Annotated in this window: 28 protein-coding genes; 19 read left to right on the forward strand and 9 right to left on the reverse strand. The window is 59.5% G+C overall.

Annotated features, from left to right (window positions below; all coding sequences use genetic code 11):
* Nucleotides 1–44: 44 nt before the first annotated feature.
* From AC0CW1_RS14985 to AC0CW1_RS15070, 18 genes are all read left to right on the forward strand, one after another.
* Nucleotides 45–443 carry a DUF2292 domain-containing protein gene (locus tag AC0CW1_RS14985; protein WP_488183803.1) on the forward strand — a complete coding sequence of 133 codons (399 nt, stop codon included), beginning with the start codon at nucleotides 45–47 and terminating at the stop codon, nucleotides 441–443.
* Between the two features lie 26 nt (nucleotides 444–469).
* Nucleotides 470–1,753, forward strand: a complete 1,284-nt coding sequence (locus tag AC0CW1_RS14990; RefSeq protein WP_488183804.1) for a homocysteine synthase — start codon at nucleotides 470–472, stop codon at nucleotides 1,751–1,753.
* A gap of 129 nt (nucleotides 1,754–1,882) precedes the next feature.
* On the forward strand, nucleotides 1,883–2,530 hold the full coding sequence (locus tag AC0CW1_RS14995; RefSeq protein ID WP_488183805.1) for a corrinoid protein: 648 nt from the start codon (nucleotides 1,883–1,885) through the stop codon (nucleotides 2,528–2,530).
* Nucleotides 2,527–3,627, forward strand: a complete 1,101-nt coding sequence (locus tag AC0CW1_RS15000; RefSeq protein ID WP_488183806.1) for a uroporphyrinogen decarboxylase family protein — start codon at nucleotides 2,527–2,529, stop codon at nucleotides 3,625–3,627. Before AC0CW1_RS14995 ends, AC0CW1_RS15000 begins: the two co-directional genes overlap by 4 nt.
* Nucleotides 3,624–4,658 (forward strand): uroporphyrinogen decarboxylase family protein, encoded by a 1,035-nt coding sequence (locus tag AC0CW1_RS15005; RefSeq protein WP_488183807.1) that lies wholly within the window; start codon nucleotides 3,624–3,626, stop codon nucleotides 4,656–4,658. Before AC0CW1_RS15000 ends, AC0CW1_RS15005 begins: the two co-directional genes overlap by 4 nt.
* Complete coding sequence (locus AC0CW1_RS15010; RefSeq protein ID WP_488183808.1) at nucleotides 4,651–6,342, forward strand: ASKHA domain-containing protein; 1,692 nt, start codon at nucleotides 4,651–4,653, stop codon at nucleotides 6,340–6,342. Before AC0CW1_RS15005 ends, AC0CW1_RS15010 begins: the two co-directional genes overlap by 8 nt.
* Nucleotides 6,343–6,378: 36 nt before the next feature.
* Nucleotides 6,379–7,032, forward strand: coding sequence for a DUF1847 domain-containing protein (locus AC0CW1_RS15015; protein WP_488183809.1), 654 nt, complete (start codon nucleotides 6,379–6,381; stop codon nucleotides 7,030–7,032).
* 37 nt (nucleotides 7,033–7,069) lie between these two features.
* Nucleotides 7,070–8,218: an ABC transporter substrate-binding protein gene (locus AC0CW1_RS15020; protein WP_488183810.1), complete on the forward strand. Its 1,149-nt coding sequence runs from the start codon at nucleotides 7,070–7,072 to the stop codon at nucleotides 8,216–8,218.
* Nucleotides 8,219–8,266: 48 nt separating this feature from the next.
* Nucleotides 8,267–9,058 carry an ABC transporter ATP-binding protein gene (locus AC0CW1_RS15025; protein WP_488183811.1) on the forward strand — a complete coding sequence of 264 codons (792 nt, stop codon included), beginning with the start codon at nucleotides 8,267–8,269 and terminating at the stop codon, nucleotides 9,056–9,058.
* A complete protein-coding gene (locus AC0CW1_RS15030) occupies nucleotides 9,055–9,813 on the forward strand; it encodes an ABC transporter permease (RefSeq protein WP_488183812.1) in 759 nt (252 codons plus the stop codon). The genes AC0CW1_RS15025 and AC0CW1_RS15030 overlap by 4 nt, the downstream gene beginning before the upstream one ends.
* Nucleotides 9,814–9,989: 176 nt before the next feature.
* Nucleotides 9,990–10,817, forward strand: coding sequence for an ATP-dependent sacrificial sulfur transferase LarE (larE, locus tag AC0CW1_RS15035; RefSeq protein ID WP_488183813.1), 828 nt, complete (start codon nucleotides 9,990–9,992; stop codon nucleotides 10,815–10,817).
* A 266-nt stretch (nucleotides 10,818–11,083) separates the two neighbouring features.
* Complete coding sequence (gene cysC, locus AC0CW1_RS15040; RefSeq protein ID WP_488183814.1) at nucleotides 11,084–11,635, forward strand: adenylyl-sulfate kinase; 552 nt, start codon at nucleotides 11,084–11,086, stop codon at nucleotides 11,633–11,635.
* A gap of 73 nt (nucleotides 11,636–11,708) precedes the next feature.
* Nucleotides 11,709–12,038, forward strand: a complete 330-nt coding sequence (locus tag AC0CW1_RS15045; protein ID WP_488183815.1) for a 4Fe-4S dicluster domain-containing protein — start codon at nucleotides 11,709–11,711, stop codon at nucleotides 12,036–12,038.
* Nucleotides 12,031–12,201: a hypothetical protein gene (locus AC0CW1_RS15050; RefSeq protein ID WP_488183816.1), complete on the forward strand. Its 171-nt coding sequence runs from the start codon at nucleotides 12,031–12,033 to the stop codon at nucleotides 12,199–12,201. Before AC0CW1_RS15045 ends, AC0CW1_RS15050 begins: the two co-directional genes overlap by 8 nt.
* A gap of 382 nt (nucleotides 12,202–12,583) precedes the next feature.
* Entirely contained in the window at nucleotides 12,584–13,438 is an 855-nt protein-coding gene (locus AC0CW1_RS15055; protein WP_488183817.1) for an anti-sigma factor, read from the forward strand.
* Nucleotides 13,439–13,545: 107 nt separating this feature from the next.
* The gene (locus AC0CW1_RS15060) at nucleotides 13,546–14,490 is read left to right on the forward strand and encodes an ABC transporter ATP-binding protein (RefSeq protein WP_488183818.1); all 945 of its coding nucleotides are present in this window, start codon (nucleotides 13,546–13,548) and stop codon (nucleotides 14,488–14,490) included.
* A gap of 3 nt (nucleotides 14,491–14,493) precedes the next feature.
* Nucleotides 14,494–15,354 (forward strand): ABC transporter permease, encoded by an 861-nt coding sequence (locus AC0CW1_RS15065; RefSeq protein WP_488183819.1) that lies wholly within the window; start codon nucleotides 14,494–14,496, stop codon nucleotides 15,352–15,354.
* Between the two features lie 191 nt (nucleotides 15,355–15,545).
* Nucleotides 15,546–18,131, forward strand: a complete 2,586-nt coding sequence (locus AC0CW1_RS15070) for an IS1096 element passenger TnpR family protein (protein ID WP_488183820.1) — start codon at nucleotides 15,546–15,548, stop codon at nucleotides 18,129–18,131.
* Between the two features lie 77 nt (nucleotides 18,132–18,208).
* Here AC0CW1_RS15070 and AC0CW1_RS15075 read toward each other — a convergent pair whose 3' ends face one another.
* From AC0CW1_RS15075 to copZ, 7 genes are all read right to left on the reverse strand, one after another.
* Nucleotides 18,209–18,607, reverse strand: coding sequence for a DUF350 domain-containing protein (locus AC0CW1_RS15075; protein ID WP_488183821.1), 399 nt, complete (start codon nucleotides 18,605–18,607; stop codon nucleotides 18,209–18,211).
* Between the two features lie 17 nt (nucleotides 18,608–18,624).
* Complete coding sequence (locus AC0CW1_RS15080; RefSeq protein ID WP_488183822.1) at nucleotides 18,625–19,857, reverse strand: glutathionylspermidine synthase family protein; 1,233 nt, start codon at nucleotides 19,855–19,857, stop codon at nucleotides 18,625–18,627.
* Nucleotides 19,858–19,869: 12 nt separating this feature from the next.
* The gene (locus tag AC0CW1_RS15085; RefSeq protein WP_488183823.1) at nucleotides 19,870–20,289 is read right to left on the reverse strand and encodes a hypothetical protein; all 420 of its coding nucleotides are present in this window, start codon (nucleotides 20,287–20,289) and stop codon (nucleotides 19,870–19,872) included.
* 27 nt (nucleotides 20,290–20,316) lie between these two features.
* Nucleotides 20,317–20,943 (reverse strand): hypothetical protein, encoded by a 627-nt coding sequence (locus tag AC0CW1_RS15090; protein WP_488183824.1) that lies wholly within the window; start codon nucleotides 20,941–20,943, stop codon nucleotides 20,317–20,319.
* Between the two features lie 258 nt (nucleotides 20,944–21,201).
* Nucleotides 21,202–21,462 carry a 30S ribosomal protein S18 gene (gene rpsR, locus AC0CW1_RS15095; RefSeq protein ID WP_161261129.1) on the reverse strand — a complete coding sequence of 87 codons (261 nt, stop codon included), beginning with the start codon at nucleotides 21,460–21,462 and terminating at the stop codon, nucleotides 21,202–21,204.
* 51 nt (nucleotides 21,463–21,513) lie between these two features.
* The gene (gene rpsF, locus AC0CW1_RS15100; protein WP_488183825.1) at nucleotides 21,514–21,804 is read right to left on the reverse strand and encodes a 30S ribosomal protein S6; all 291 of its coding nucleotides are present in this window, start codon (nucleotides 21,802–21,804) and stop codon (nucleotides 21,514–21,516) included.
* Nucleotides 21,805–22,029: 225 nt separating this feature from the next.
* Nucleotides 22,030–22,239: a copper chaperone CopZ gene (gene copZ, locus AC0CW1_RS15105; RefSeq protein WP_488183826.1), complete on the reverse strand. Its 210-nt coding sequence runs from the start codon at nucleotides 22,237–22,239 to the stop codon at nucleotides 22,030–22,032.
* Between the two features lie 132 nt (nucleotides 22,240–22,371).
* Between copZ and AC0CW1_RS15110 the strand changes: the two genes are divergently transcribed.
* Complete coding sequence (locus tag AC0CW1_RS15110) at nucleotides 22,372–22,596, forward strand: hypothetical protein (protein ID WP_488183827.1); 225 nt, start codon at nucleotides 22,372–22,374, stop codon at nucleotides 22,594–22,596.
* A gap of 220 nt (nucleotides 22,597–22,816) precedes the next feature.
* On the opposite strand, the gene AC0CW1_RS15115 is transcribed toward AC0CW1_RS15110, so the two are convergent.
* Together AC0CW1_RS15115 and AC0CW1_RS15120 are read right to left on the reverse strand one after the other, a co-directional pair.
* Entirely contained in the window at nucleotides 22,817–25,279 is a 2,463-nt protein-coding gene (locus AC0CW1_RS15115; protein ID WP_488183828.1) for a heavy metal translocating P-type ATPase, read from the reverse strand.
* A 20-nt stretch (nucleotides 25,280–25,299) separates the two neighbouring features.
* Entirely contained in the window at nucleotides 25,300–25,626 is a 327-nt protein-coding gene (locus AC0CW1_RS15120; RefSeq protein WP_488183829.1) for a metal-sensitive transcriptional regulator, read from the reverse strand.
* Between the last annotated feature and the right edge of the window lie 202 nt (nucleotides 25,627–25,828).

Genomic DNA, 25,828 nt, shown 5'->3' on the forward strand with positions numbered 1-25,828 from the left:
AGTAATCAAGTCGGATTAGTGAAGATTGGGGTGGGGGGATAGGTGTGGTAAAACGAAGCGAACTCAGGAGCGCCCAGGAACCTCCGTCAATCCCCCAAGAGGTGTTGGCCCGGATCGAGAAGGAGATTCGCGCTATGATCTTCGGCACGGTGACGCTGGTGCTGCAAGACGCCCACATCATCCAGATGAACAAGCTGGAGAAGATACGCTTCGACTCTGACGAGGGGATAAAGAGCGCCAAAGCGGCAGCCCCGGAAACGGTTGATGTGCCGTCGCAGGGACAGGGACCATCAAGTCTGCGCCGGCGGATCATCGAAGCCGTGGTGGGACTCCGCTACGGTGAGGTGGTCATCGTCATTCAAAAGGGCCGCATCGTTCAGATCGAACGGACCGAGAAACGCCGCTTCCCGCTGCTTGAAGGGCTGTACGGCGATGGAATCTAAAATAATATACAGGAGGTTTTACTCTGATGAGCGCTGCTGAAAAAGGATTTTTCACGAAAGCCCTTCACGCCGGTCAGGCCGTCGATCCTACCACTGGATCCCGGGCCGTTCCCATCTACCAGACCACGTCCTACGTGTTCAAGGACACCGATCACGCCGCCAATCTCTTCGGTCTGAAAGAGTTCGGCAACATCTATACGCGTATCATGAACCCCACCACCGACGTGCTAGAACAGCGCATCGCCGCCCTGGAAGGCGGTGTGGCCGCCCTCGCCGTCTCGTCGGGGCAGGCCGCCATCTCGTTGGCCCTGTTGAACATCGCCCACGCCGGCGACGAGATTGTGGCGGCCAACAGCCTCTACGGCGGAACATACAGCCTCTTTGCCTACACATTCCCCAAACTGGGCGTCACGGTCCGCTTCGTCGACCCGAAGGATCCCGAGAACTTCCGGAAGGCGATCACGCCGAAGACCAAAGCGATTTACGCCGAATCGGTGGGCAACCCCAAGCTGGACACCCTCGACTTCCAAAAGGTTGCCGACATCGCTCATGAAGCGGGCCTGCCGCTCGTCGTCGACAACACCCTGCCGTCGCCCTATTTGGTGCAGCCCATCAAACACGGCGCCGACATCGTCGTTCACTCCCTGACCAAGTTCATCGGTGGTCACGGGACCTCCATCGGCGGCGTCATCGTCGATTCGGGCCGCTTCAACTGGGCCAACGGCAACTTCCCCGAATTTACCGAGCCCGATCCTAGCTACCATGGGCTGAAATACGCCGAGACCTTCGGCCCCATCGCTTATATCATCAAAGTCCGCGTCCAACTCCTGCGGGATCTTGGCGCTTCCTTGAGCCCCTTCAATGCCTTCCAGATCTTGCAGGGCGCCGAGACGCTGCCGATCCGCATGGAGCGGCACAGCCAAAACGCCCTGGAAGTGGCCCGTTTCCTGCAAAACCACCCGAAAGTCACCTGGGTCAACTACCCCGGTTTAGAGAACCACAGCTCCCACGACATCGCCAAACAATACCACCGGGAAGGCCTCTACGGCGCCATCGTCGGCTTCGGCATCGCCGGCGGCCGGGAAGCAGGCCGGGCCTTCATCGACAAGCTGCAGCTTCTCTCTCACCTGGCCAACGTGGGTGACGCCAAGTCGCTGGCCATCCACCCGGCCACGACGACCCATTCCCAGTTGACGCCGGAAGAGCAGCAACAGACCGGTGTCACCGATGACTTCATCCGCCTCTCCATCGGACTGGAAGATGTGAGCGACATCATCGCCGACATCGAACAAGCGCTGGTTGCGGTGTAAGGGTACAAAAGGATTCCACCAGTTAAAGTTGGCTGACCAGAAAGACTGGAGGCCGGACAGGGAAGGCGAAGCAACATTTCGCCGGCCCTGCCCGGCCTTTTTTCTTACGAAGAAGGAGGGTTTCGCGCTTTGGCGGAGTTGAAAAGAAAATTGCTTCAAGATCTGTCGGACGCTGTTCTCGACATGGATGAGGAGAAGGCGGTTGAGACGAGCCGTCAGGCGATCCGGGAAGGCATTGACGCCTACGAAGCCATCGATCAGGGGCTCGCCAACGGCATGGCCCGGGCGGGCGAACTCTTTGAACAGGAAGAGTACTTCATTCCCGAGATCCTCATGTGCTCTGACGCCATGTACGCTGGCCTGGAGGAGCTCAAGCCCCACCTGAAAGGGCGCGACGAAGGGGAGAAGGTCAAGGTGGTCATCGGGGTGATCGAAGGTGACACCCATGACATCGGCAAGAACATGGTCAAGATCATGCTCGAAACATCGGGTTTTGAGGTCCACGACCTGGGGCGCGATGTGCCGCCCCAGCAATTCGTTGAACGGGCCGATGAGGTGGGCGCGCAGATCATCGGCATCTCCACCTTGATGACGACCACCATGGAAGGCATGGGAGAGGTTGTCCGACTACTGGAAACGCGGCAGATCCGCAACCGCTTTAAGGTGATCGTCGGCGGCGGTCCCATCTCCCAGCGTTTCGCCGACCAGATCGGCGCCGACGGCTACGCGGCCAACGCTGCTGACGCCGTAAAACTTGCCCGGAGGCTGGTCAGTTGACAACAACGATCTACAAACCCCGCTGGGATCTTGAGACGATGACCCCCATCGAACGGTTGGCCGCCTACAACCGGGGAGAAGCAGTCGACCGTTTGCCCTGTGTGCCCATCGTGGGCAACACGGCGGCCCGCGTCATCGGCGCGAAGATCTCCCAGTTTCGCGGCAACGGCAAGTTGCTGGCCGAGGCGCACACCGAGGCGTACCGCTTGTTCCGTTACGACATCATCCGGATCTTCACCGATCTGTACACCCAGGCCGAAGCGATGGGTGCCACCGTCCATTACCCCGATGACGAGACAGCCTATCTGGCAGCGCCGGCCATCAACGACGTGTCCGAGATCGATCGGATCATTCCGGCCGATCCGACGCGGGACGGAAACCTGCCCCACCACCTGGAGGTCTTGGAGCGCACCCTGGAGGCGGTGGGAAGGGAAGTGACCGTCACGGCGGCGCTGACCTGCCCCTTCACCAACGCTTCCTTCCTGATTGGCGCCGAAACCGTAGTCCGCTTGACCCTGCGCAATCCCGAAGCGGTCCACCGGCTCTGCGAGGTTTCCTTCGAAACGAGCCTGCGATACGCCAAGGCGATCCTCGACGCTGGCGGCGTTCCCAGCCTCACTGACGCTATGTCCTCGAGCACAGTCATCAGCCCGCGCCAATTCAAGGAGTTTTCCTTCCCCTATCTGAAGCGGCTTATCGACTACATCCATTCCCGTGGGAAGGCGGTGACCTTGCACATCTGCGGCAAGACGAATCGCATCTGGGACCTCATGGTCGAAGCTGGCGCCGACTGCATCAGCATCGACAACGACGCCGACCTGTTGGAGGCAAAGAAGAAGGTCGGTAACAGCGTCCGTTTAATGGGCAATGTCAAACCCTCCGAGACAATGTTGCAAGGTCGTCCCAAGGACGTCCGCCAAGCGGTGTTCGAGTGTATCGCCCAGGCCTACGACAGCCCGAAAGGGTATATCGTCGCTTCCGGATGCAGCTTGCCGACGGAGACTCCCTTTGCCAACATCCATGCGATGCTGGATACGGTGCGGGAAGTGGGTTGGCCAGTTAAACCATTTTACAGAGAAGGCGGGGAGACAAGGTGAGTTCCATCAGCCCGAAAGAACGGTTGCTCCGTGTCCTGCGCAGGAAGAAGACGGACCGGCCGCCTGTCGTCTGTCCCGGCGGCATGATGAACGCCGCCATCGTCGATGTAATGCATCAAAGCGGCCATACCCTGCCGGAAGCCCATCACGACGACAAGCTGATGGCGGATCTGGCCTATGATATCCACGAACATACCGGTTTTGAGAATCTGGGCATCCCCTTTTGCATGACCGTTGAGGCGGAGATGTTCGGTTCGGTCATCCACTTCGGCAGCTTGGCCTGCGAACCGAAGATCGAGAAGGAAGCCTACCCATCCGTTTCGGCGGTACCTTTCAAAAAGGCGGGCCAACTGCCGGCTGCGGGCCGGATCGAGAAGGTGATCCAGGCAGCCTGGCGGTTAAACCGCAACCATCCGGACATCCCTGTCATTGGCAATTTGACCGGTCCGATCAGCACGGCCGCTTCCATCGTCGATCCCATGGTGTTTCTGAAGGAATTGCGCAAGGACCGGGAAAATGCCCACCGCGTGATCGACTATGTGAGCGACCATCTGATCGCCTATGCCGAAGGGTTGATCGACGCCGGCGTCCGGGTCATCTCCATCGGCGACCCGACGGCGACGGGAGAGATCCTGGGACCGAAGATATTTGAAGAGTATGCCCTGCGTTACCTGAACAAGGTCATCGACGGGATCCACAACCGCGGAGGCGCAGCCATTGTTCACATCTGTGGTGACATGAAATCGGTGAAACACCTGATCCCCCGCATCCATGGGGACGCGATCAGCACCGACGCCATGGTCAACCTTCGTCTGCTCAAAGAGGAATATCCCGAACTGATGACCATGGGCAACCTGAGCACTTATCTGCTGGAGTTTGGCGACGCCGCTAAGGTGGCCCACCAGACCCGCCGCCTTGTCCATGACGGCATCGATATCATTGCGCCAGCCTGCGGTCTGAGCACCTCCACCTCCATCGGGGTCCTTCAGGCGATGACCCAGGCGGTGAAGGAGACAGAACAGCGTGGATAGACAGGTGAAGATCCTCTTTCATCCGTCCCGGAAAAGCATTCAGATAGAAGCGGGCGCGACCATCCTTGAGGCGGCGCGAAGGGCCGGCGTGCTCATTGAAGCCCCCTGTAACGGCGCCGGAACCTGCGGCAAGTGCAAGGTAAAAGTGGAGGAGCGCTTCCGTCCCTTCGCCCAGTCTGGGGGCGTCCATCACCTGACGCCTGAAGCGGAAGCGGCAGGCTGGGTGCTTGCCTGTGAGGCTGTCGTCACCGGTGACATTGAAGTTGAGATCCCTCAGCAAGCCCGGAAACAAACGCTGCAAATCATCAGCCATGGTCAAGCGCGTCCTGTCGCGATTGCTCCCTTTTTCTCGAAGGCATATGATGACGTATTGGACGAGACCCATGTACTGGCCGGCGGAGCCTTCGTGACTACGGAGCCGGGAGACCGGGCAGACCGCCTCTTCGGATTGGTCGTCGATATTGGCACGACGACACTAGTGGCTTCCCTCGTCCACATGGGCGCTGGCGCTGAACTGGCGGCTGCTTCCGCCCTGAACCCGCAAAGCCTCCATGGACAGGATGTGCTGTCGCGCATCAAGTTTGCCTCCGACCCCTCGGGGCGTGAACTCATGCACTCGGAACTGATCGGAGAGATCAATCGATTGATCGCCCAAGTGACGGAGGCGGCTGCAGTCGAGCGCGGCGACATCGCTGAGGTCATCTTCAGCGGCAATACCTGTATGCTTCATCTGGCGACGGACACCGATCCGGCATCGCTAGGAAAACACCCCTACACACCGGTCATCACCGGGGGCAGTCACGTGCCCGCCGGGGCGTTGGGACTCGATGTGGCCCCTTACGGGCTCATCTATCTGCCGCCGATCCTCTCGGCCTATGTGGGCGCAGACATCACCGCCGGGATGCTGGCGGCGGGTTTGGCGGAGCTGCCGGGGGTGACCCTTTTCGTCGACATCGGCACCAACGGCGAGATGGTCCTCGCTGTCGACGGCAAAATGGCTGCCGCCTCGACGGCAGCCGGACCGGCCTTCGAGGGGATGAACATCACCTACGGCATGCGCGCCGGCAGAGGCGCCATCGAACACTTCCGCGTGGATCCCGATGGCGCGCTGACCGTGAAGACGATCGAGGACGCTGAGCCAGCCGGCATCTGCGGCAGCGGACTCTTGGACATCGCCGGGGAATTGGTGGCCCACGGCGTCATCGATAAACGTGGCCGCTTTGTCCGGCCGGACAGCGCGATGATACCCGAGGCCTTACGGGAGCGTCTGGTCAACCGCGACGGCAAACCGGTGTTTCGCGTCGCTGGGGACATCGTTTTGACCCAAAAGGATATCCGGCAGATCCAACTGGCGAAAGGGGCCATCCGGGCCGGTGTCGAACTGCTGCTGCGCAGCAAGAACGTCCGGCCGGAAGATGTAGACCGCGTCTTCATCGCCGGTTCTTTCGGCTACCACCTGCAAGCCTGCAGCCTGATTCAGATTGGCCTTTTGCCGGAGGCTTTTGAGGGGAAAATTGAGCTTCTTGGCAACACCTCGAAAACGGGCGGGCAGTCTCTCTTGCTGAACGGCGACCTCCGCCGGGAACTGGAGGCATTGGTCTCTTCCGTGGAGGTGATCGAACTGGCTGATTATAGCGACTTCGATCAGGTTTTCGTCAACTGTCTAGGCTTTTCAGGGCGATAGGTCTTTTGGGTTTATCAAGAAAAAGGAGTGGGTTCTGTGAACGATGACAGCAAAAAGCTGAGTTGTTCCGACTGCGGCGTATTGAACTGCTATCGTCGCGAAAAAAACTTTCCTGGTTTCTGCCTGACCACCGGCGCCGAGGGGGATCAGATGGAGCGCATTACCGAGTTGTACCGTACAGACGGGGAAACAGCCCGCATCGCCCGAGTCGCTGCCGAAATCGAAGGTCTCTATTACGGAAAGTTGACCCGGGTTGAAGAGATCATCGCCTTCGCCAAGCGTTTGGGCGCCAGGAAGATCGGCATCGCCACCTGCATCGGGCTGATCAACGAGACGAAAACCTTCGTCAAGATCCTTGAGGCCAAGGGGCTTACCGGCTACAGCGTCCTCTGCAAGGTAGGCGCTGTCGACAAGACCGATGTCGGCGTGCCGGAGGAATTGAAGATCCAGAAGGGATGCCACGAGTCCCTCTGCAACCCCGTACTGCAAGCGGAACTGCTCAACCAGGAGCAGACCGATCTGAACGTAATCAACGGCCTTTGTGTCGGCCATGATTCCTTGTTCATCAAGTACTCCAAGGCGCCGGTGACCACCTTGATCACGAAAGACCGGGTGCTGGGGCACAATCCAGCGGCCGCACTGTATACGTCCGGATTTTACTACAAGCGTCTGCTGGAGCGGGATGAATAACCTGCTATGTGGCGCTGAGAAAGTGGGAGTGAAGCGATTGAAGCAAGGGATTCAGCAGTTGCAATGGATTCGAAAGTTACAATCGACTCAATGGATGCAAAAACCGGCGCTGCGAAAGGGGATCGCCAGCGCGATGATCCTCGCTGTGACCGCCTTGGCGATGGCGGGATGCGGTGTCCAGGAGCAAAAGGAAACAGCCGCCAAGGGGGACGCCGCGCCGGCGGCCGACGCCAAGATCAAACTGAACGTGGGGTACCTGCCGACGCCGGGCGATGTCCTCTTTTTCGTCGCCAAGAATAAGGGCTTTTTTGACCAGGAAGGCCTCGATGTGGAGATGTTCCAGTTCACTAACTCCGGCGAAGGGTTGAACGCCATCAAGAGCGGCAAGCTTGATACGGGCGCTTTCGGAACGGCGGCGCCGCAGACTTTCATCGCCAAGGGAACGCCCTTCGTCGTCATCGCCGGCATGCAGAGCGAGGGCCACGGCATCGTCGCCAAGCCGGAGAATGTCGACCGCTTTCGCTCACCCCAGGGGTTTGTGGGCCAGCGGATCGCCACGGTCCGCATGTCCACAGGCGACGCCGTATGGCGGTACGGGCTCTCTCAAGCCGGCATCGACTGGAAGAGTCAGGTGACGATCATGGAACTCGATTCGCCCGCCGCTGTCATCGAAGCCGTCAAAAAAGGCGCCGCAGACGCGGGGAACGTCTGGGCGCCCTTCTCCGAAATGGCGGAGCAACAGGGTCTGAAAGTGGCTGATTGGTCGTCGAGCTACATGCCCGGTCATGTCTGTTGCCGGGTGGTGGCAATGGAAGAAACCCTAAAAGCCAAAAGGGATGCTTTTGTTCGCTTCGACAAGGCGCTGATTCGCGCTTATGATTTCTACACCCAACATCACGATGAGACCGTCGACATCCTCTCCCATTACGTGAAGATTGACAAGGAATTGATCAAAAAGTCGACCTACAGCGGGCATATCCACAGCATACCCGATCCGGACAAAAAGCGATTTACCGCCTTCTGGGAAGCGATGAAGCAGAACGGCTACATCCAAAGCGACCTCGATATCAGCCGCTTTATCGAACCGGCGATTTATAAAGAAGCCCTCGACCAACTGAGAGCCGCTGAGCCCAGCAATGCCACCTACAGCCGCCTCGAGGCCGAATATAAGGTCAACAACCAATAAAGTCAAAAAATGAGATAAAGAACTCGTCGGGAAAGGACGTGAACCCCGGTGGCCTTTTTGCGCATGGAATCCGTCTCCCTGAAGTATCCCGCCGATGAGCGGTGGGTGCTGCAAGACATCGATCTGGAGATCAGGGAAGGCGAGTTCATCACCATCGTAGGACCCAGTGGCTGCGGAAAAAGCTCCACCATCGGCTTGCTGTCCGGTCTGCTCGCCCCCACGCAGGGCGCTATCACCGTAGAGGGAAGACCGATCACAGGGCCCGGTCTGGACCGGGCCGTCGTTTTTCAGGATTATTCCCTCTTTCCCTGGATGACAGCGCTGGAGAACATCCGTTTCGCCCACCAACAGGTCGGCGACGGTTCCCGGGAGTCGGCCCTCCGTTACCTGGAAATGGTGGGACTCGGCGAGGCCCGCCACAAATACCCCGGCGAACTGTCTGGGGGCATGCGCCAGCGGGTGGCTATCGCGCGCGCCTTCGCCCTCGAGGCGCCGGTGTACTTAATGGATGAGCCCTTCGGCGCCGTTGACGCAAAGAACCGCATCTGCCTGCAGGATCTGTTGCTGCGCCTGCGTCAGGAAGGGGATCGCCCACGGACAGTCGTCCTGGTTACCCATGACATCGATGAAGCCCTCTACCTGGGCGACCGGGTGATCGTCTTTTCCCCCAGCCCCGGACGGATCCGGCAGATCATCGACGTACCCTTCGGACGGCTGCGCAAACGGTTCCAGTTGGCCCATGATCTGAACTACCGGGTGCTGCGCAACGATATACTCACCCTGCTACAGGATGGTCTGCTGGAGGAACTGGAGAAGGTGGAAGGAGGGGCGGGGATATGAGCGATTCTCAGATATGGCGAGATCGCCTGCTGATCCTGGCCGGCGTCCTTTTGGCCTGGGTGTTCGCCACCGACACCGTGCCCCTTCTCGATCCCTTTTTGTTTCCTTCTCCCCAAAAGGTAGCCCGGTTGCTCTGGGAGGATGCCCCTGTCTTCGGCAAAAGCATCGTCAGTTCCTTTTATCTCCTCATCGGGGGCCTCTTGCTTGCCACGGCGACGGCTGTTCCGCTGGGGCTGGTGGTCGGCTGGCAGCGCCGCCTGCACCAGGCCATCGAGCCCGTCACTAACCTCTTGGGGCCCATACCGCCTATCGTCTACATCCCCTATGCCATCGCCCTCTTGCCCACCTTCACCGCCTCCTCCGTCTTCGTCATTTTCGTGGGCGCCTTCTGGCCCCTCTTCATCAACACGGTGGCCGGCGTTCAGTCTGTCGAAAAGGGGCTTGTCGACTCGGCTCGGACGCTGGGTGTGAGCCGGTGGACGCTCTTGACCCGTGTGTTGCTTCCTGGCGCTATGCCCCACATTCTTTCGGGCGGATCCATCAGCCTCGTCATGGCCTTCATCCTGCTCACAGCCGCCGAGATGATCGGCGCCACCAGCGGCCTCGGTTGGTATGTGAAGTACTTCTCCGATTTTGCCGACTACAGCCGGGTGGTGGCCGGCATTGTCGTCATCGGCCTCGTTGTCCTCCTGCTGATGACCCTTTACCGCCGTCTTTCCGACCGTTTGCTGCGCTGGCAGAGGATCGGCCGTTGAGGGATCGTAATGAGATTTTTGATTGTGGGGAGGATGACAAGGTCTCCGCGCCGAATCATCATTAAGGCAAAACGAATATTGCTTTCGAGCCGGATTTTCAGTAAGCGCATTACTGTAACCCTAACCTTTGCCGGTCCCGGTTCGTATCAACCGGCAGTACGGAGGCATAAAGAGAGATGACGACAACACTTGTTGCAACGACCGATGGCAAATACGCCGCGCTCCAGTCGGCCCTTCGGGAAATGGGCCATGTCCTGGTGGCCTTTTCCGGCGGCGTCGACAGCACCCTCCTGCTCAAAGCGGCCTATGATGTCCTGGGCGAACGGGCTCTGGCGGTGATGGGGATCTCGGAGACGGTGCCCAAGCACCAGATCGCCGAGGCGAAGGAACTGGCGAGCCGCATTGGCGCACCCCTGCTGACTGTCTCCACCAACGAGTTTTCCCGGGAGGCCTTCGTCAAGAACGGCCCTGATCGCTGTTTCCACTGCAAGACGACCCTCTTCGAGACGCTCTGGCAGATCGCGAAAGACCGCCAGATCCCCTTCATCCTCGACGGCAACAACGCTGATGATGTGGGCGATTACCGGCCGGGGATGACGGCGGCGAGACGGATGAACGTCCGCAGTCCCCTCCTCGACGCCGGCTTGACGAAGGCGGAGATCCGGTCCCTTTCCAAAGAACTCGGCCTGCCCACCTGGAACCAGGCAGCTTCTCCTTGTCTCTCCTCCCGTTTCCCCTACGGCACCCCCATCACCTTGGAAGGACTTGACCGGGTGGAAAAGGCGGAGCAGTTTCTGAAAAAGCTTGGCTTCTATCAGGTGCGGGCCCGCTTCCATGATCGCCTGCTGCGCATCGAAGTGGAACGAGAGAGCCTCGACAAAATCATCGAACAGGCGGATGAAGTCGTCCGTTATATGAAAAGCCTCGGCTTTACCTATGTGACCCTCGATCTGACCGGTTACCGGACCGGCAGCCTCAATGAGGCCTTAATCACCCAATCATAGCGGCTTTAAGGCAAGACAGATCCCTCTTTTCAACCGGCCCCATCGGCCATGAAAGGAGGGGTTTTTTCTTTTAGGTGCATAGGTTTTTTGTTGACGAAAGGAGATAACACCAGTACGGTTTCCGGCGCGGCGGAGAGCGAATTCCGAGGCACCCCTGCCTCTCCAGGCGCATAGAGTAGAGAACAACGCAGGGGCTTTCTCTGGCGCGCCTTACGGTGGGCCTTTCCGGTCGGGCAGTGACGCGGGGGGCGGAAGGATGGAGGTTTATGTTACACCAAACCGTTCCCAAGAAAGAGTCAGGATTTACGCTCTGGTTGACGGGGCTTTCAGGAAGCGGAAAATCGACGCTCGCCCACCTCATTGGACTGGAGGTCGGCGCGCGGCGGCGGAAGGTGGAAATCCTCGACACTGATGAGGTCCGTGAGCACCTCTTTCCCGAGTCAGGACTCATCCGGCAGGAGCGGTACAACCAGATCAAACGGGTGGCCTACCTAGCCAAACTCCTGTCGCGCAACGACGTGGTCGTCATTTCGGCGGTGCCCACGCCCTACCGGGAGATGCGCGAATATGTGCGGGCGCAGCATAGCGGTAATTTTGTCGAGGTCTTTCTTAAAGCCCCGCTGGAGACTTGTATGGCCCGGGATGTGCGGGGGCATTACCAGAAAGCGCTGACCGGAGGGATTCGCTGGTTCACGGGGATCACGGAACCTTACGAGGAACCGCTGGATCCCGAACTGGTTGTGGAGACACACCGCGTCACCCCGGAAGAAAGCGCCCGTCGCATTATCCGCAAGCTGGAGGCGCTGGGATACCTCTAGGGAGGCGAACCCTGTGTACGGAGGATTCTTTGGGTCCGACTGGGAGGGGTCTTGCCGGAAGGGTGGGTTGTCGGTGGTTCTATTGATCGAGCGGGAACGTTGCAATGGTTGCGGAGGCGGGTACCGGTGCGCGGCGATATGCCCGGGAAACCTCTTGACGCCCGGGGAAGACGGAAAAATCCAATTCCGGGAGCCTGCTCTTTGCTGGGATTGCAGGGCTTGCCTCAAGGTATGTCCCCGCGGCGCGCTGGGCTTGCGCCTGTCCAACGGTGAAGATAAAAGCGATGATGCCATTCTCAAAGCCAGAATGGGGAAAGATACCATCCGGTGGACGATCCGGTTTTCCGATGGACGTGTCAAGGTGCTTGACATGCTCAACCGGAGAATACCGATGGATGTTTGAGATACAACGAAATTGCAAGAAACATCCAGCAAAAGATGAATGGACGATCGTCGTTGAGGTGACGGCTGATGAAACGAGGCGCTTTTTTCCTTGGGACAACCTTGTGCTTTTCGCCGTGAGCCCCTTTGCAACCGCCAAAAGTAAAATCATGATGATAATATGATGAGAAAAGGATGTTCCCGGCTGGAAAAGCATGGTCCCCTGCCGTAAAGTGATTTGGAATCAATACTCGCGGAGGGGACTCGATGAATACCTGCGTTACCTGTTACTCGCGCTGCCGCTGATGGTGGGGAGGAGTAAAACCAAAAAAGGCAAAGGTGCAACGATAGCGTGTTCATTACGTGAAGGAACGACAGCGATTCGATGGGGGAAAGTCTCGTGGAATACGAAAAGGTATCCCACGGGGCTTTTTTATCTATTCTGGAGGAAGTACGGCGACAGACTTCCGCCAGGAGCATGCATAGTTCCAGACAAAAGGGCGAAAGATTGAATTTGGAGGAAATCTTGTCCAGTGGAACTTATCGATACAGGGAGGGTGTCTCGAAATGTACAGTCGCTGGAAAAAAGGTTTGGCTGCCGCATCGGCAGTCACTGTAATGGCAGGCGCTTTGACGCTGACTCCTGTTCAACAGGCGACAGCCGATTTTCTATCCCTCTTCCGGGCGCAGCGGATGCAGGCGGTCAAGATTACGCCGGAACAGATGGAGCAGATGGCCCAGTCGATCCGTTCCCGCGTCGGTGAGGTGGATCTGCAGCAGTTCGGATCAGTGGAGGTCATTGAAAAACCGGAATCCCGGCCTGTCTCCCTGGCAGAGGCGCGGAAGCAACTCCCCTTTGCCATCAAAGTGCCCTCCCGTCTTCCCGAGGGACTTCGCCTGGCCGAGTCGGTGACCCTCTTTACCGGCGGGCTTGCCGAGTTTCGTCTTCAGGCCGACCAGGTGAACCGCCTGCTGGAAGGGCTTGGCGTGGAGGCCCTGCTGCCCTCTGAACTGTCAGGCAAGTCTTTTCGCGTCGGCATCCCTGCCGGGGCGCGCTTGAGCTACGAAAAAGCTGAGGGAGGACAGGCCTTTCTCCTCGAACAGTTTGCCAGTCCGGAGATGACGGCGCCACCTGGCGTGGACGCCAACGCCTTGCGCCAGTCCTTGCTCGATCTGCCGATCCTGCCTGACGATCTGCGCAAACAACTGGCTGACATTGAAGACTGGCGGCATACGATGGTCGTCCCTTATGCCGAGGGGCGGATGGAGAAGGTGGACATCGGCGGTCTCGATGCGATTTTCGCGCGCAACATCCACAGCGGGCAGAACTGTCTCTTCTGGGTGGATAGCGGGATCCTCTATCGTCTGGAAGGCGACTTGGATAGGGAAGGCGCGGCCCGCCTGGCTCGGTCATTGCAATGACCATTGCAGGCAGGGTGGACAGTTGATCGCTGTTGCGGGAATGAAAAACGTTCGATTTCAATCATGCGATCCATAAGTGCCCAGACCGACGAAGGAGAATCATGCAGATGTTTGCGGTGGAAACAGATGGTCTGACGAAGGTGTACCAGGGAAAAGGGGGGTGCCGGGAGGTCTCCCTGACTGTCCCTCGGGGCGCCCTCTTCGGCCTGCTCGGGCCGAACGGCGCCGGGAAGAGCACCTTGGTCAAGATGCTGGTCAGCCTGATCCATCCGACAGGCGGGCAGGCGCGCATCCTGGGCAAGCCCCTTGGCGATGTCAATGTTCGGCGCAAGGTAGGCTACCTGCCGGAAAACTTCCGTTATCACGACTGGCTGACCGGGGAGGATCTGCTGCGCCTGCACGCCGCCCTCTTCGGGTTGACCGCTGCCGAAATAGCCCAGCGGGCGCCGGAGGTCCTCCGCCTTGTTGGGATGGAGGAGTATGCAAAAGGGACCGTCGGCAGCTACAGCAAGGGGATGCAGCAGCGCATCGGCCTAGCCTGCGCCCTCTTGCCGGATCCGGACCTGCTTTTTCTGGACGAGCCGACATCGGCCCTCGATCCGATCGGCCGCAAGGAAGTCCGGGAACTGCTGGCAAAGCTTCGCCAGGCAGGCAAGACGGTCTTTCTGAACAGCCATCTCCTGAGCGAACTGGAGACCGTCTGTGATCGGATCGCCATCATCAAGGGAGGACGGCTGATTTACCAGGGCGACTGGCGGCAACTGGCCGCCCAGGCCTGCAGGATCCGTGTTGTCATCGGCGACGCCTCACTGGAGCGGCTATCGGCGGCTGCCGCCCCAGCCGGTTTTTCCCTCCTGTCCCAGCGTTCTCTGGCAGAGGCGAAAGCGGCAGGGCCGGCGCTTCAAGAGATTCTCTTCACAGCAGGCGAAGGGAGCGGCGACGCGCCGCGTCTTGTTCAAAGCCTCGTCGAGGCTGGCCTGGCCGTCCATGAGGTGACACCCCAGGTGGAGTCCCTGGAGTCGCTATTTTTGCAGTTTGTCGAGGGGGCCTGACCGATGCTGATTCTCGCCCGGCTCACCTTCCTGGAAGGCGCCCGCAAAAAGGTCTTTCTGGCGGCCCTCCTGCTCGCCCTGGTCTTTCTGCTCCTCTATGCCATCGGCCTTGAGTTTGCTGCCAAGGAGTTTCAGCGCCTGCAGGCGTTGCGGGGCCAGCAACCGCTACTGCGCCAGATCATTGGCAACCAACTGCTGGGATCGGGCCTTTATTTCGCGTCCTTCCTGCTCACCCTGTTGGCCATGCTGGCCGGTGTGGGCGCTGTCGCCGGCGAAGTGGAAACGGGCTTGCTCCATGCTGTCGTATCGAAGCCCCTGACCCGTCGCGCCATCATCGCAGGCAAGTTCATCGGACACGCTGCCATGCTGACCGGATTCGGGCTCGTGCTTTACGGCGGCATCTTGCTGCTGAACTGGCTTTACAATGGAACAACCGTATCGATGCTTGACGCCGCTCACGGCCTCTTCGGCGCTTTTCTCTTCATCCTGCAACCGTTGGTGCTGCTGGCGGCGGCCATGCTCTTCAGCACCCTCCTGCGCCCCCTCACGGCAGGCATCGTGACGGTGCTCCTCTATGTCCTGGCTTCGGTGGGCGGTTTTCTCGAACAGGTCGGAAGCATCGTCCACAAAGCCGCCCTTGTCGACATCGGCATCGCCGTCAGCCTGCTCATCCCCATCGACGCCATTTTTCGCAAACTGATGACGGTCATGACTGTCCAGGAGGCAACGGCTGTGGCAACGCTGGCCCAGGGACCCTTCGGCGCCGCTTCTCCGCCGAGCAGACTCATGGTGATCTATGCCATGGCCTACCTGATCACCGCCGTGGGGCTGGCAGTTCACTTTTTTGAGAAAAAGGATCTGTAAGGCAGGATTGCAGGGAAGCGCAGCGAATAGAGATAGCGTATAAGAGAACAATCCGCATCTCTCGGGGACGCTGCGGCGGCTCTGGGACCTCGGAGAAACAAGTGACGCAACAGAACTTCAGAAAACGTTTTTCTGGGTCCCCGTGCATACGGGGGCATTTTTATTGGGTGAGAAAGAAGGGTAGTTGACCGATGAGCCAGTCGAACATCCTTTCCCTGAACCGGAAGGGGGAACTCCGGGAAGGGATTTTCGGGCATGCCTTTGTGGGCGCCTTTGCGCAGAGGGAGAACCGCTGGTTCCATTCGGTATTCAGTTTCCGCGCCGCCTGGCAAGGTCAGGGCAAGTCGTTAACGGTATGCCTGGGCCAGTTGAGTTTCAACCCCACAGATCCCTCCTTCCTGCTCTGGCAGGAGATGAGTCGTCAGGAGTGGCAGATGGAAAGCTGCCGCAACCGGGAGGTTCCTCTCGACCAAGAGGAACTGGGGCAGGCTGTACAATCCCTGCTCCGTTATTGGCAGGCTGTTGACGGTAGGCAGGATGACCTTTCCCTTATCAACGAGCAGTGGTCGGAATTGGGAAAGTTGCTTGACTACTTGCAGCCGTTGTCCCCCCTTTCGGCGGAATCAGGCCGGAGGCTGCTGCATAAGCTCCGCCCTCGCCAGATGTCGCCGGAAGATGCGATTTTCGTATGGCTTCATGCCCAGCAAAATTTGGACTACGAACTGGAAGGGGCGATTCGGAGTCCCCGCGGCGATTCTGACGGGGTTCCCTGGTGGGAGATGTTGGAGCGGCGCCTCACCGAGGTCGATCTTCCGGTGAGCGAACCCCTGGCCCCCTGGCACATTCACGGCCGCATGCGCCGGCGGATGGCGCAGCGAATCGGGCCGCAGTCCGGTTTCTCTCCAGGCGACAGAGGCGCTGCCGATCTGATAGTGGAAGACCTCATGAATGCGGCTCTGGTCGCGCCTTGGCGATCAGAGCATGTCCACCTGCGCTCCTTGCCGGAAACAGTAGGATACCCGGGCCATTCCGAGGCGACCCACCAGTACCATGTTCGATGGCTGAAGAGCGCTTTCGTCGAAAAACCGCTGATTTTAGACATCTTCGGCCACCCCTGCGTCGAAACACAATTCGAATTCACCCTTTATCATGCCGGGGTGCACTGGTGGATCGAGACGGTCAAGGCATCGGAACCGCAAAGCTTGACCATGGCTGAAAAAGTGAAGCGGCTCCGTGGATCTTTCTTGTATCGGGTCTATGATCTGGGACGCAATCTGCTGCGGGTGACAGGCTGCCTGGACGGCAGCGATGAGCTTTTTTCTCCCCTGGTGCGGGTCAACTACTACTGGGAGGAACGGCCTACTCATTGGAAGAGCCTCTTGGATGAAGGACAGGATCTCCGCTGTAGTTTTTTTCTGCTGGGACAGGAACTGATCATCCTGGGCAAGGATGAGAGCCGTATCGCCCTCTGGGAGCGGCGCCTCTTCAGCCGCTCTGCATCGGCGAGGGAGCAAGGACAACTGCCCCAGTGGCTCTATCCGGCCTTCTCGGAACGTCTCCGCAATGTGGACGCCCTCTCCTTTAGCGAGTGGCGTCAGGGATTGGTCAAAGCCTTCTCGCTGTTGAACCCGAAGCTGGCGGCCCTGCCGAAGGAGTGGCGACAAGCGCCTCAGGATTCGCCGGCGCCGGAGGCTTACTGGTCTCAAGTGCTCCGCGGCTGGAGCGAATGGCTCGATGACGGTGAACGGATCGACCTGGCCGAGGCCATTATGCTGCTCGGCAACTCGATGGGCGCCTCTCCTGAGTTGCTGCTGCGTCCGAACTCATTAGCCCGCGGTTTATTGCTGGAATACTTAGCCATGGCCCTTCCACCGGATCGCCACCCGGCCGGTTTGCGCCACGAACCGGAACTGCTTCACCCCCACTTAGCCGAGGTGCTGCGGAATTGGAGAGAAGAGCCTTTCGGCTTTTACAAGCTTCTGGAGTGGCGCTCAGAAAGCGGCTGCCGCCTCCATGACCTGTTGCGGGACGAAGAGAGGGAACTCTGCCTGAACAGTTACTTTGAGCCGCCAAGAGAAGGCCAATCCTTCGTCGCTCGCTTGCTTCCGCTGCAACGGGACCGCTGCTGCCTGCTCGGATGCCTGGAAGTGGAGGAGCGCCTCGTCAAGCCCTTGCGGGAGCACTTTGACCGTCGGCGAAGAGAACGAAGGCTGTCATGGGACGATTATCTGACGGACGCGGGCTGGGAACTGCTTGGCGAGGTGGTCCGCTTCCTGCGCAAATCGCTGGCGCTCCTGCCGGGAAGGACTTCCGGCGACGCTGCTGCTGCTGTCGACCTTCCAGAGTTTGCCGGTCGCCTGGTCTACCGTTTCCGGGTAAAACAAAAAGGGGCGCCCGGCCTTTCGCGCGATGTGGAGGTGGCGGGGGAACAGACTCTGCACCAATTGCACGAGATCATCCAGCACGCTTTTGCCTGGAAGGATAACCGCCGGTACGCCTTTTATCTCAACAACCGCCTCTTCGACAAAGCGGCGGAGTTTGGCGGCGCCGGATCAGCCGCTCAAGCGAAAAGCGCCCAGTTGGCCCGCTTGAACCTCCAGGCTAGGCAGAAGTTCGCCTATCTCTTTGATTTCGATCACGAACATATCTTTGAGATCCGGGTGCGGGACATCGTTGCGCCTGAACCGGGCGTCCTGTATCCGCGGGTGGTCCACGATAAGCGTGATAAAGGAAGGACGCCGCATCCCCTGAAGACCTCCAATGCTGCGGAAGAATAGCCCGCAGCATTGGGCCCAAAGGGATGGCCCAGCTAAGATAAAAGCCCGCTTTTTCTGATGAAAAGCGGACTTTTATCTTAGCTGATGCAGGCGTTGATGATCACGCCGAGGGTGATGAAGATGCCGGATTGAATCCAGGCGACGGCCATGTTCCCTTTTTGCAACTCTTCCCGGGTGGCGAGCTTCGGCGTCAACCAGTCGAAGAGGAGGTAGGAGAAGATCATCAGCGTCGATCCAAAGAATCCCCAAATGACCGTCTCTAGCAGGGTGTCGTTGTGGGAGATGGCCGACCAGAGGATCAGGCCGAGGCCGAGCATCTTAGACAAAAGGGTGAGGCCGACGGCGCCATTGCCTTTTTGAATCTCCTCGGCGTCATTGTAAGGGGTCACCTTGAAGAAGACCCAGACGGCGATCAACAGGATCAGCGCCGAAACGGCGAAATAGAGCAGGGCGTTGAGAAAGTTCGCCGGAACCAATCGAATCGCTCCCTCCTTCAGTTTTTTTCAACCAGGGTGGGCGCCCAGCAGACATCCCGAGGTCCCACGATCAGCGGACTGAGCCGGGTGTAGTAGCCGACCAACTCATCTTTCGCGCAGAAGGCGCCGATCGTCGGAAGGAGGCGGCGCTCCCGGATCCGGCCGTTGCGCATCGCTGGAAAGGAAAGGGGGATGGCGTCGACCCGTTCCTGGTAAATCGCGTCATCCCTTGTGGCCTCATGGAGGGAAAGGGCTTCTGTGTAGACGATGCCGAGGCCCTCCCGGTTGTGTAGCGGTTTGATTAGGGCGGGGCGTCCGAGCAAGGGATCGGGGTCGAGGGCGGTGTAAGGGATGTACCGTTCCAGCGTTTGACGGTGCTGAGCCGTCAATTGGGGGGCGATCAGCCAGATCAAGGCGAAGAGCGCCTTTGAGTGCAGGACCAGCGTGGAAGGCGGATTGATCAGTCGCAACCGCCCTTTGACGAGACTGTCGACGAACTGGGGGCCGCCGGGGTCGCGGGCGAACCACTCGACGGAATAAAAGGTTTGCAACAGATCGACCGGCGCGCCGCCCAGGCACAGCTGCCCCGCATGATTCACCGACAAGGCTTGCACATCGCCGATCAGGACGCGGGAGGGATAGCTGGCCAGATCCCGGATCAGCGAGAGGGTGGCCAGTTCCTCCGGATCGGCGCAAAAGCCGACGATGGCGGTCAGTGAATCTGCTGTTCCGCCCTGGCGGTGGAAGGAATCGCGCAAACCGTCGCCGATCCGAACGGACAGACCGGCATTAGGGTCAGACAGGTCACAGTGAAAAAGGCGGGCCAACTCCGGTTGGAGGCGGCAGGCCTCCATCTGGCCAAAGGGCGTCTCGCTGTTGAATTCGAGCAGTTTGGGCCCCTCTTCGGTCCAATACCAGTCGAAACGGCCGAGGGCCGTCAGGTAGGGGAGGGGGCGGGTGAGACAGTGGGGCTTCAGGATAGCGGGGATTCCCAATATGTCGAGGGCCTCGGGATGACTGTCGAGGAAGTGGGCGACGTCATGGAATAGATCGGTCACTTGCTTTTGGGCTTCCCGTAGGGCGCCATCCTCTTCGGCGGTCAGGACGAGGGCGTGCAGGTTGAGAAAGTGTTGGCCCCTGGCGTCAAAGGCCCAGGTGAAGTTCAAATCCTGTTCAAAGCGGTCGGCGACAGCTTCCCAGCGGTCCAGGTAAGCCTCGCGGTCTTCCCTTAAGACAGGGGCGATGCGCAAAGGAGATCCCCCCTAAAAGAGCAGGGCGCCCTGGTATTCAGGCTTGCGAAACTCGAAGTGGGCCTCTTCCTGAGGCGATAAGGGATGGTACAGGCAAAGATAAGACAAACCGAGCGCGCAGAGACCCTCGGCCAGTGTGATGGCCATATCGCCATCGACAATCACCCAGCGCTGCTGGAGCCACTTGGTCAGCGCCGCTTCCACCGTCGGGGCCAGGGGTTCTTTGGGCATGTACTGGCCTACGTTTTCGGGGATCTGGACCAGCCAGTGTTCCAGGCGTTCCCCTGCTGGCGGGTAGTAGGTGAGGAGGTAATGGCGCTGCTGTTCTTCCAGACGGATGAGCACGTCTTCTACGACCTCGGCGGAAAGGGGCGCCGCTTTTGTCAAGGAGAGGGCTGCCATGGCTTGATCCACATCCGTGATGAGTTGCACAGGGATCATCCTTTCCATATCGTCCAATCAGCCGCCGCTCGAGGAGGAACCGGAGCCCGACGAACTCGACCGGGAGCCGGAGGAGGAAGAACCGAAACTTGATGTTGAACCAGAAGAGCCGAAGGAACTGCTGGAACCTCCGCTCGATTTGCGGGTCACCGTGCCGACGCCGCTCGATGTGGTCGGTTTGGACGCGCTCGTCGTCGGTTTTACATAACCGGGGTTGGCTGTCCATGAAGGGGGATGCTTCGACCCCGTATAAGGCACATAGGTTCCATTGTCTCGCCGGACGAGGGTGCCCCCTGCCATGGAGCCAGTGTAACCGTGATAAGGGTAGTAGTTGCCGCCGCTATAGACGAAGATGTCATTGTCGTCGACATCTTCCTCCTCGTCCTCCATGATGGCCGGTTGGACATCGCTGATTTGCTCAACGTCGGTCGGCGGCGGCGGATCGTCAGAGCATCCCGTCACCACTAGGGACATGCCGAGCAGGGAGGCGAGGGCGACTGTCTTGCGCCAGGGGATCCGCCCGCGCCTAGCCTCTGATTGAGGATCGGTTTCCGGCGTGTCGCCTGGTATTGCGCCTTCATACAGGGAGGCGATCTCTTCCCGCCCATCGTTCGGGGCGAAAGGAGACGCGAACAGCGGTTTCAAAAGGGGATCACTCCTTTCCGGGAGCGGGCGCCCGAAGGGCGGGCAAGATGTTTCTCCGACATCCTATTCGCTCGTATCAGGGAAGTGGTCACTGTACCATGCTGTACGTGTAAGAGAAAAATTCGACATTCAGGTGAAAAAACCTACAAAAAAACGAAACCGGAGTGATCCATTTTTGAGATCTCTCCGGTTTCGAAAAAACCAGCGTTACTTTGGCTCAACCGGAAGAGCAAAAGAGCGATTCCGGCAAACCGATGGCTACTCGTTCACAGTGAACGGCAGCAGGGCCACGTGGCGGGCCCGCTTGATAGCGGTAGTCAACTGGCGCTGGTGCTTGGCGCAGCAACCGGACACCCGGCGGGGAAGAATCTTACCCCGTTCCGTGATGTACTTGCGCAGCTTGCCCACTTCCTTGTAATCGACCGATTCAATCTTGTCGACGCAGAAGAAGCAGATGCGGCGGCGGGGACGGCGTCCCTTGCGGCCTTTGCGTTCAGGCTTATCGCCTCTATCGTGCATGGTTCAAACCTCCTTTTCCCTCTGGTTGGCAGGCTGACTCTGGCGGGTGGGTTACTGCTCGTCTTTACGGACGACCAGGAAGCGGATGATGTCATCCGAGATCTTCATGACGCGCTCCAGTTCATGGGCGACAGCAGGTTCGCCCTTGAAGTTCATGAGGAAGTAGAAAGCCTCTTTGAACTTGCTAACTTCGTACTGGAGCCGGCGTTTCCCCCACTTGTCCACCTTGACAATCTCGCCACCTTGTTGGGGAATGAGGTTGACGAACTTGTCCATGACCCCTTGCAGGGCCTCCTCTTCCAGGTTGGGGCGAACCAGCACAACGGCTTCGTATTCGCGCACAATCGGCACCTCCCTTCGGACATATGGCCCCGCCTCAACGAGCGGAGCAGGGAGTGGCGTGAAGCCACACAACTAAAGAATTTATCACACTTTGCTGAACTGCGCAAGGGAAAAAGCAAAAAAGTCTCCGGCTTCATCGGAGATTGTCAAAAAGCAACCCCGCCGGCGCGCCGACGGGGAAGAGGAGGAGCAATTTGCAGGAGATTATCCCTGGAATGGCGACTATCAGGAGACTACATCATACCCGGCGTCGTCAATCGCATTCTTGATGGCGTCGAGTCCGGTCTCCGTCCCGTCAAAGCGGACCGTGACCTCCTTAGCCGCCAGATCTACGGCGACTGAAGCCACACCGGGCAAACCTTTCAGCGCCTTCTCCACCGCCGCCTTGCAATGCCCGCAGGACATGCCTTCCACCTTCAACGTAACATCCGTCATGAGAAAACCTCCTTAAATGTTTTATACTGCCGGCCGTAAAGCCGGAAGTAGCACAGGTAACCGTTCAGCCCAAGAAAGCTGTCGTCTTTAGTCTCGCCGTATTATCGAAAAGTGCCTGGGGGAAGCCGGGCCGTGAGCGATTTGCGTGGAGCGGCGAAGAGCGAGCGCAGCCGGTGGAGCGTCCGGCGCGCCATCGACATGCAGACTAGCCTCAGAGCTTTGGCGCGCCAGCGGAACCGGCCAGTGAGCCGCCGCGGAACGCTTAGCGAGCGGCCCGGCTTCCCCCTGCACAAATCCAACAACATCGGCGATGAGCCAAGCGAAAATCAAGGTGCGACCTGCCTTCGAACGCAATGACGCAAAGTGCCTGGGGGAAGCCGGGTCGTGAGCGGTTTGCGTGGAGCGGCGAAGAGCGAGCGCAGCCGGTGGAGCGTCCGGCGCGCCATTACATGCAGAAAAACCCCAGAGATTTGGCGCGCCAGCGGAACCGGCCAGCGAGCCGCCGCGGAACGCTTAGCGAACGGCCCGGCTTCCCCCTGCACTATTCTCGCGATTCAACGAACAGGCTTTAGTAGTGTCAGGGGCGCTCAAGACGGTACGGCTCAACCCGCCTCAACCGCAGCGCATTCATCACCACCGACACGGAACTGAACGCCATCGCCCCCCCGGCGATGACCGGACTCAAAAACCCGGCGGCCGCCACAGGGATGCCGAGAGAGTTGTAGATCATCGCCCAGAACAGGTTCTGGCGGATATTGGCCATGGTGGCCCGACTGAGTCGGATGGCCGCCGCGATGGCTCGCAGGTCGCCTGACATGAGGGTGATGTCGGCGGCCTCCATGGCCACATCGGCGCCAGTGCCGATGGCCATGCCCACATCGGCCATGGCTAGGGCGGGAGCGTCATTGATGCCGTCGCCGACCATGGCCACCACATGGCCCTCCTCCTTGCGCTTTCGCACCTCCCGGGCTTTGTCTTCCGGGAGCACCTCGGCGATGACATGGTCGACGCCGGTCTTCCGGGCGATCGATTCGGCGGTCCGGCGGTTGTCGCCGGTGATCATCCAGACCTGGATCCCCATCGCCTTCAGTTCGGCGATGGCCTGGGCTGACGACTCTTTGACCGTGTCTGCCACGGCGATAGCAGCGATGACCTGACCCTCCAGGGCGAGCAGCATGGCCGTCTTGCCCTCGTTCTCCAGCCGCTCCAAGAGCGGTTCGTGCTCTTGATAGGATAGGCCCTGCTCCGCCATCAGGCGGCGCGTGCCCAGCAATGCTCGCCGCCCGTCGATTGTGGCGATGACGCCCTGACCGGGGATGGCCTGGAATCGTTCCGGATCCTTCAATGGGGGAACCGATTCTGTCGCCTTCTTGACGATCGCCTCGGCCAGGGGGTGTTCGGAGGGTTTTTCCACCCGACCGGCGATGGTCAGCAGTTCCGCCTCTCGGCCTTTCCAGCCGCCGAGACCGATCAGATCGGTCAATTCGGGCTTGCCTTTCGTGATGGTCCCTGTCTTGTCGAGGATGACGGCGGTAACCTTGTGGGCGTTTTCCAGATGCTCGCCGCCTTTAAAGAGGATGCCTTTTTCAGCGCCTTTGCCGGTGCCCACCATGATCGATGTCGGCGTGGCCAATCCGAGTGCGCAAGGGCAGGCGATGACCAGCACGGCCGTAAAGTTCAGCAGCGCCCGGGTGAAGTTTTCCGGCGCCACAGCAAAGTACCAGACAAGGAAGGTGACGACGGCGAGGGAGACGACGACAGGGACGAAGTAGCCTGAGATGGTGTCGGCCAGCCGCTGAATGGGCGCCTTGGAGCCCTGGGCCTCCTCGACGACGCGGACGATCTGAGCCAGGGCCGTGTCGCGGCCCACCTTGGTCGCCCGGAACTTGAAGCTGCCCTGTTTGTTGAGGGTGGCGCCGATGACGGTGTCGCCCGGCTGTTTGTCCACGGGCAGGCTCTCGCCGGTCAGCATGGACTCATCGACGGCAGAGGCGCCTTCCTCGACGACACCGTCGACGGGAATCTTTTCGCCGGGGCGGACGACGACCAGGTCGCCGGCCAGCACCGCCTCGACGGGGATGTCCTGTTCGCCACCGTCCCGGATGACGCGCGCCGTTTTCGCCTGGAGTCCCATCAGCTTTTTGATCGCCTCGGAGGTGCGACCTTTGGCCACGGCTTCCAGTGTCTTGCCGAGGAGGATCAGTGTGATCAAGATGGAGCTGGTCTCATAATAGACGTGATAGGTGTGATGAGCGCTGGGGCTGAAAAAGGTGAAATAGACGCTGTAGAAGTAGGCGGCCGATGTGCCCAGGGCGACGAGCACGTCCATGTTAGCGCCGCCGTTTTTCAAGGCCTTCCAGGCGCCCCGGTAAAAGGACCAGCCGGCACCGAACTGGACTGGTGTGGCCAGGAGAAACTGAGTCTGTTTGGCCATGAGCCAAGTGGGGAGGGGGAGGCCGGTCATCTCGCCGATCATGACGAGCAGCATGGGCAGCGAGAGGGCGGCGGAAGCGCCGAAGAGGAGCCACTGGCGGCGTAACTGCCGCTGCCGCGCCTCTTGCTCGTCGTCGGCGCTTTCCGCCGCTTCGGCTAGGCGGGCCTGAAAACCGAGTCCAATGACGGCGTTGATCAGATCGCTCGTCTCGACTTCGCCGGGGTAGTGTTCGACGACCGCTTTTTCTGTGGCCAGGTTGACGGCAGCGTTGACGACGCCGGGGAGGCGGTTCAGCTTCCGTTCGATGCGGTTGGCGCAGGCGGCGCAGGACATGCCGCCCAGGGAAAGTTCGATCCGCTCCGTCGGCACCGCGTAGCCCAGGTCGGCGATCTTTTGGGTTATGCGGTCCACGCCGGTTGCGGCCGGGTCGTATTCGATAGTCGCTTTTTCCATGGCCACGTTGACGTTGCAAGCCGTCACGCCGGGGAGTTTGCGCAAGCCTCGTTCCACGCGGCTCGAACAGGCGGCGCAGGTCATCCCGGACACAGGAAGGGTCACTTTGGCGGCTGCGGCGCTGGCGCCGCTGGATCGGTCCGTCATGGACATCGTTCCTTCCTAGGGATTTGCTATTTCATGAACCGGTCGAGCACATCGACCAGTTCCGCCACCATCTCGTCGCCGCGGTTTTCCTTAATGGCGGTGGTCACACAGCCCCGGGTGTGATTTTCCAGAATGGCCAGGCCGACCTTCTGCAAACCTGCCCGGGCGGCGCTGATCTGGAGGAGGATATCGACACAGTAGCGTTGATCTTCGATCATTTTGGTGATCCCGCGCACCTGCCCTTCCAGGCGGCGCATGCGGTTGATCAGGTCTTGCCGGTTTCGCTCCGGCAACGGCGATTTGTCTGCAAGCTCTGCAGGCTCAGTCGTTTCTGTCCTGTCGGTCGTCTTCATCGGCAACCTCCTTTTTAATACAATACCCACCGTAGGGTATCTGGTATAAATGTAACCCCGCGCACAAGGGCTGTCAACAAGTATTTCTGATTTCGACAGGGATTACACACAGGCAAAAGGAATCCGGCTCCTCGCGGCGAAATATCACAAGTATATCAACGGTCATTGAGCTACGTAACGGTCACTCAGTTGCATCAACAGG

The sequence above is a fragment of the Heliomicrobium sulfidophilum genome (assembly GCF_057715735.1).

Coding starts and splice junctions, on each gene's coding strand:
- AC0CW1_RS15030 (WP_488183812.1), top strand. CDS start 9,055: ATGAGCGATTCTCAGATATGGCGAGATCGCCTGCTGATCCTGGCCGGC.
- AC0CW1_RS15060 (WP_488183818.1), top strand. CDS start 13,546: ATGTTTGCGGTGGAAACAGATGGTCTGACGAAGGTGTACCAGGGAAAA.
- larE (WP_488183813.1), top strand. CDS start 9,990: ATGACGACAACACTTGTTGCAACGACCGATGGCAAATACGCCGCGCTC.
- copZ (WP_488183826.1), bottom strand. CDS start 22,239: ATGACGGATGTTACGTTGAAGGTGGAAGGCATGTCCTGCGGGCATTGC.
- rpsR (WP_161261129.1), bottom strand. CDS start 21,462: ATGCACGATAGAGGCGATAAGCCTGAACGCAAAGGCCGCAAGGGACGC.
- AC0CW1_RS15070 (WP_488183820.1), top strand. CDS start 15,546: ATGAGCCAGTCGAACATCCTTTCCCTGAACCGGAAGGGGGAACTCCGG.
- AC0CW1_RS15120 (WP_488183829.1), bottom strand. CDS start 25,626: ATGAAGACGACCGACAGGACAGAAACGACTGAGCCTGCAGAGCTTGCA.
- cysC (WP_488183814.1), top strand. CDS start 11,084: ATGTTACACCAAACCGTTCCCAAGAAAGAGTCAGGATTTACGCTCTGG.
- AC0CW1_RS15065 (WP_488183819.1), top strand. CDS start 14,494: ATGCTGATTCTCGCCCGGCTCACCTTCCTGGAAGGCGCCCGCAAAAAG.
- AC0CW1_RS14990 (WP_488183804.1), top strand. CDS start 470: ATGAGCGCTGCTGAAAAAGGATTTTTCACGAAAGCCCTTCACGCCGGT.
- AC0CW1_RS15055 (WP_488183817.1), top strand. CDS start 12,584: ATGTACAGTCGCTGGAAAAAAGGTTTGGCTGCCGCATCGGCAGTCACT.
- AC0CW1_RS15050 (WP_488183816.1), top strand. CDS start 12,031: ATGTTTGAGATACAACGAAATTGCAAGAAACATCCAGCAAAAGATGAA.
- AC0CW1_RS15115 (WP_488183828.1), bottom strand. CDS start 25,279: ATGTCCATGACGGACCGATCCAGCGGCGCCAGCGCCGCAGCCGCCAAA.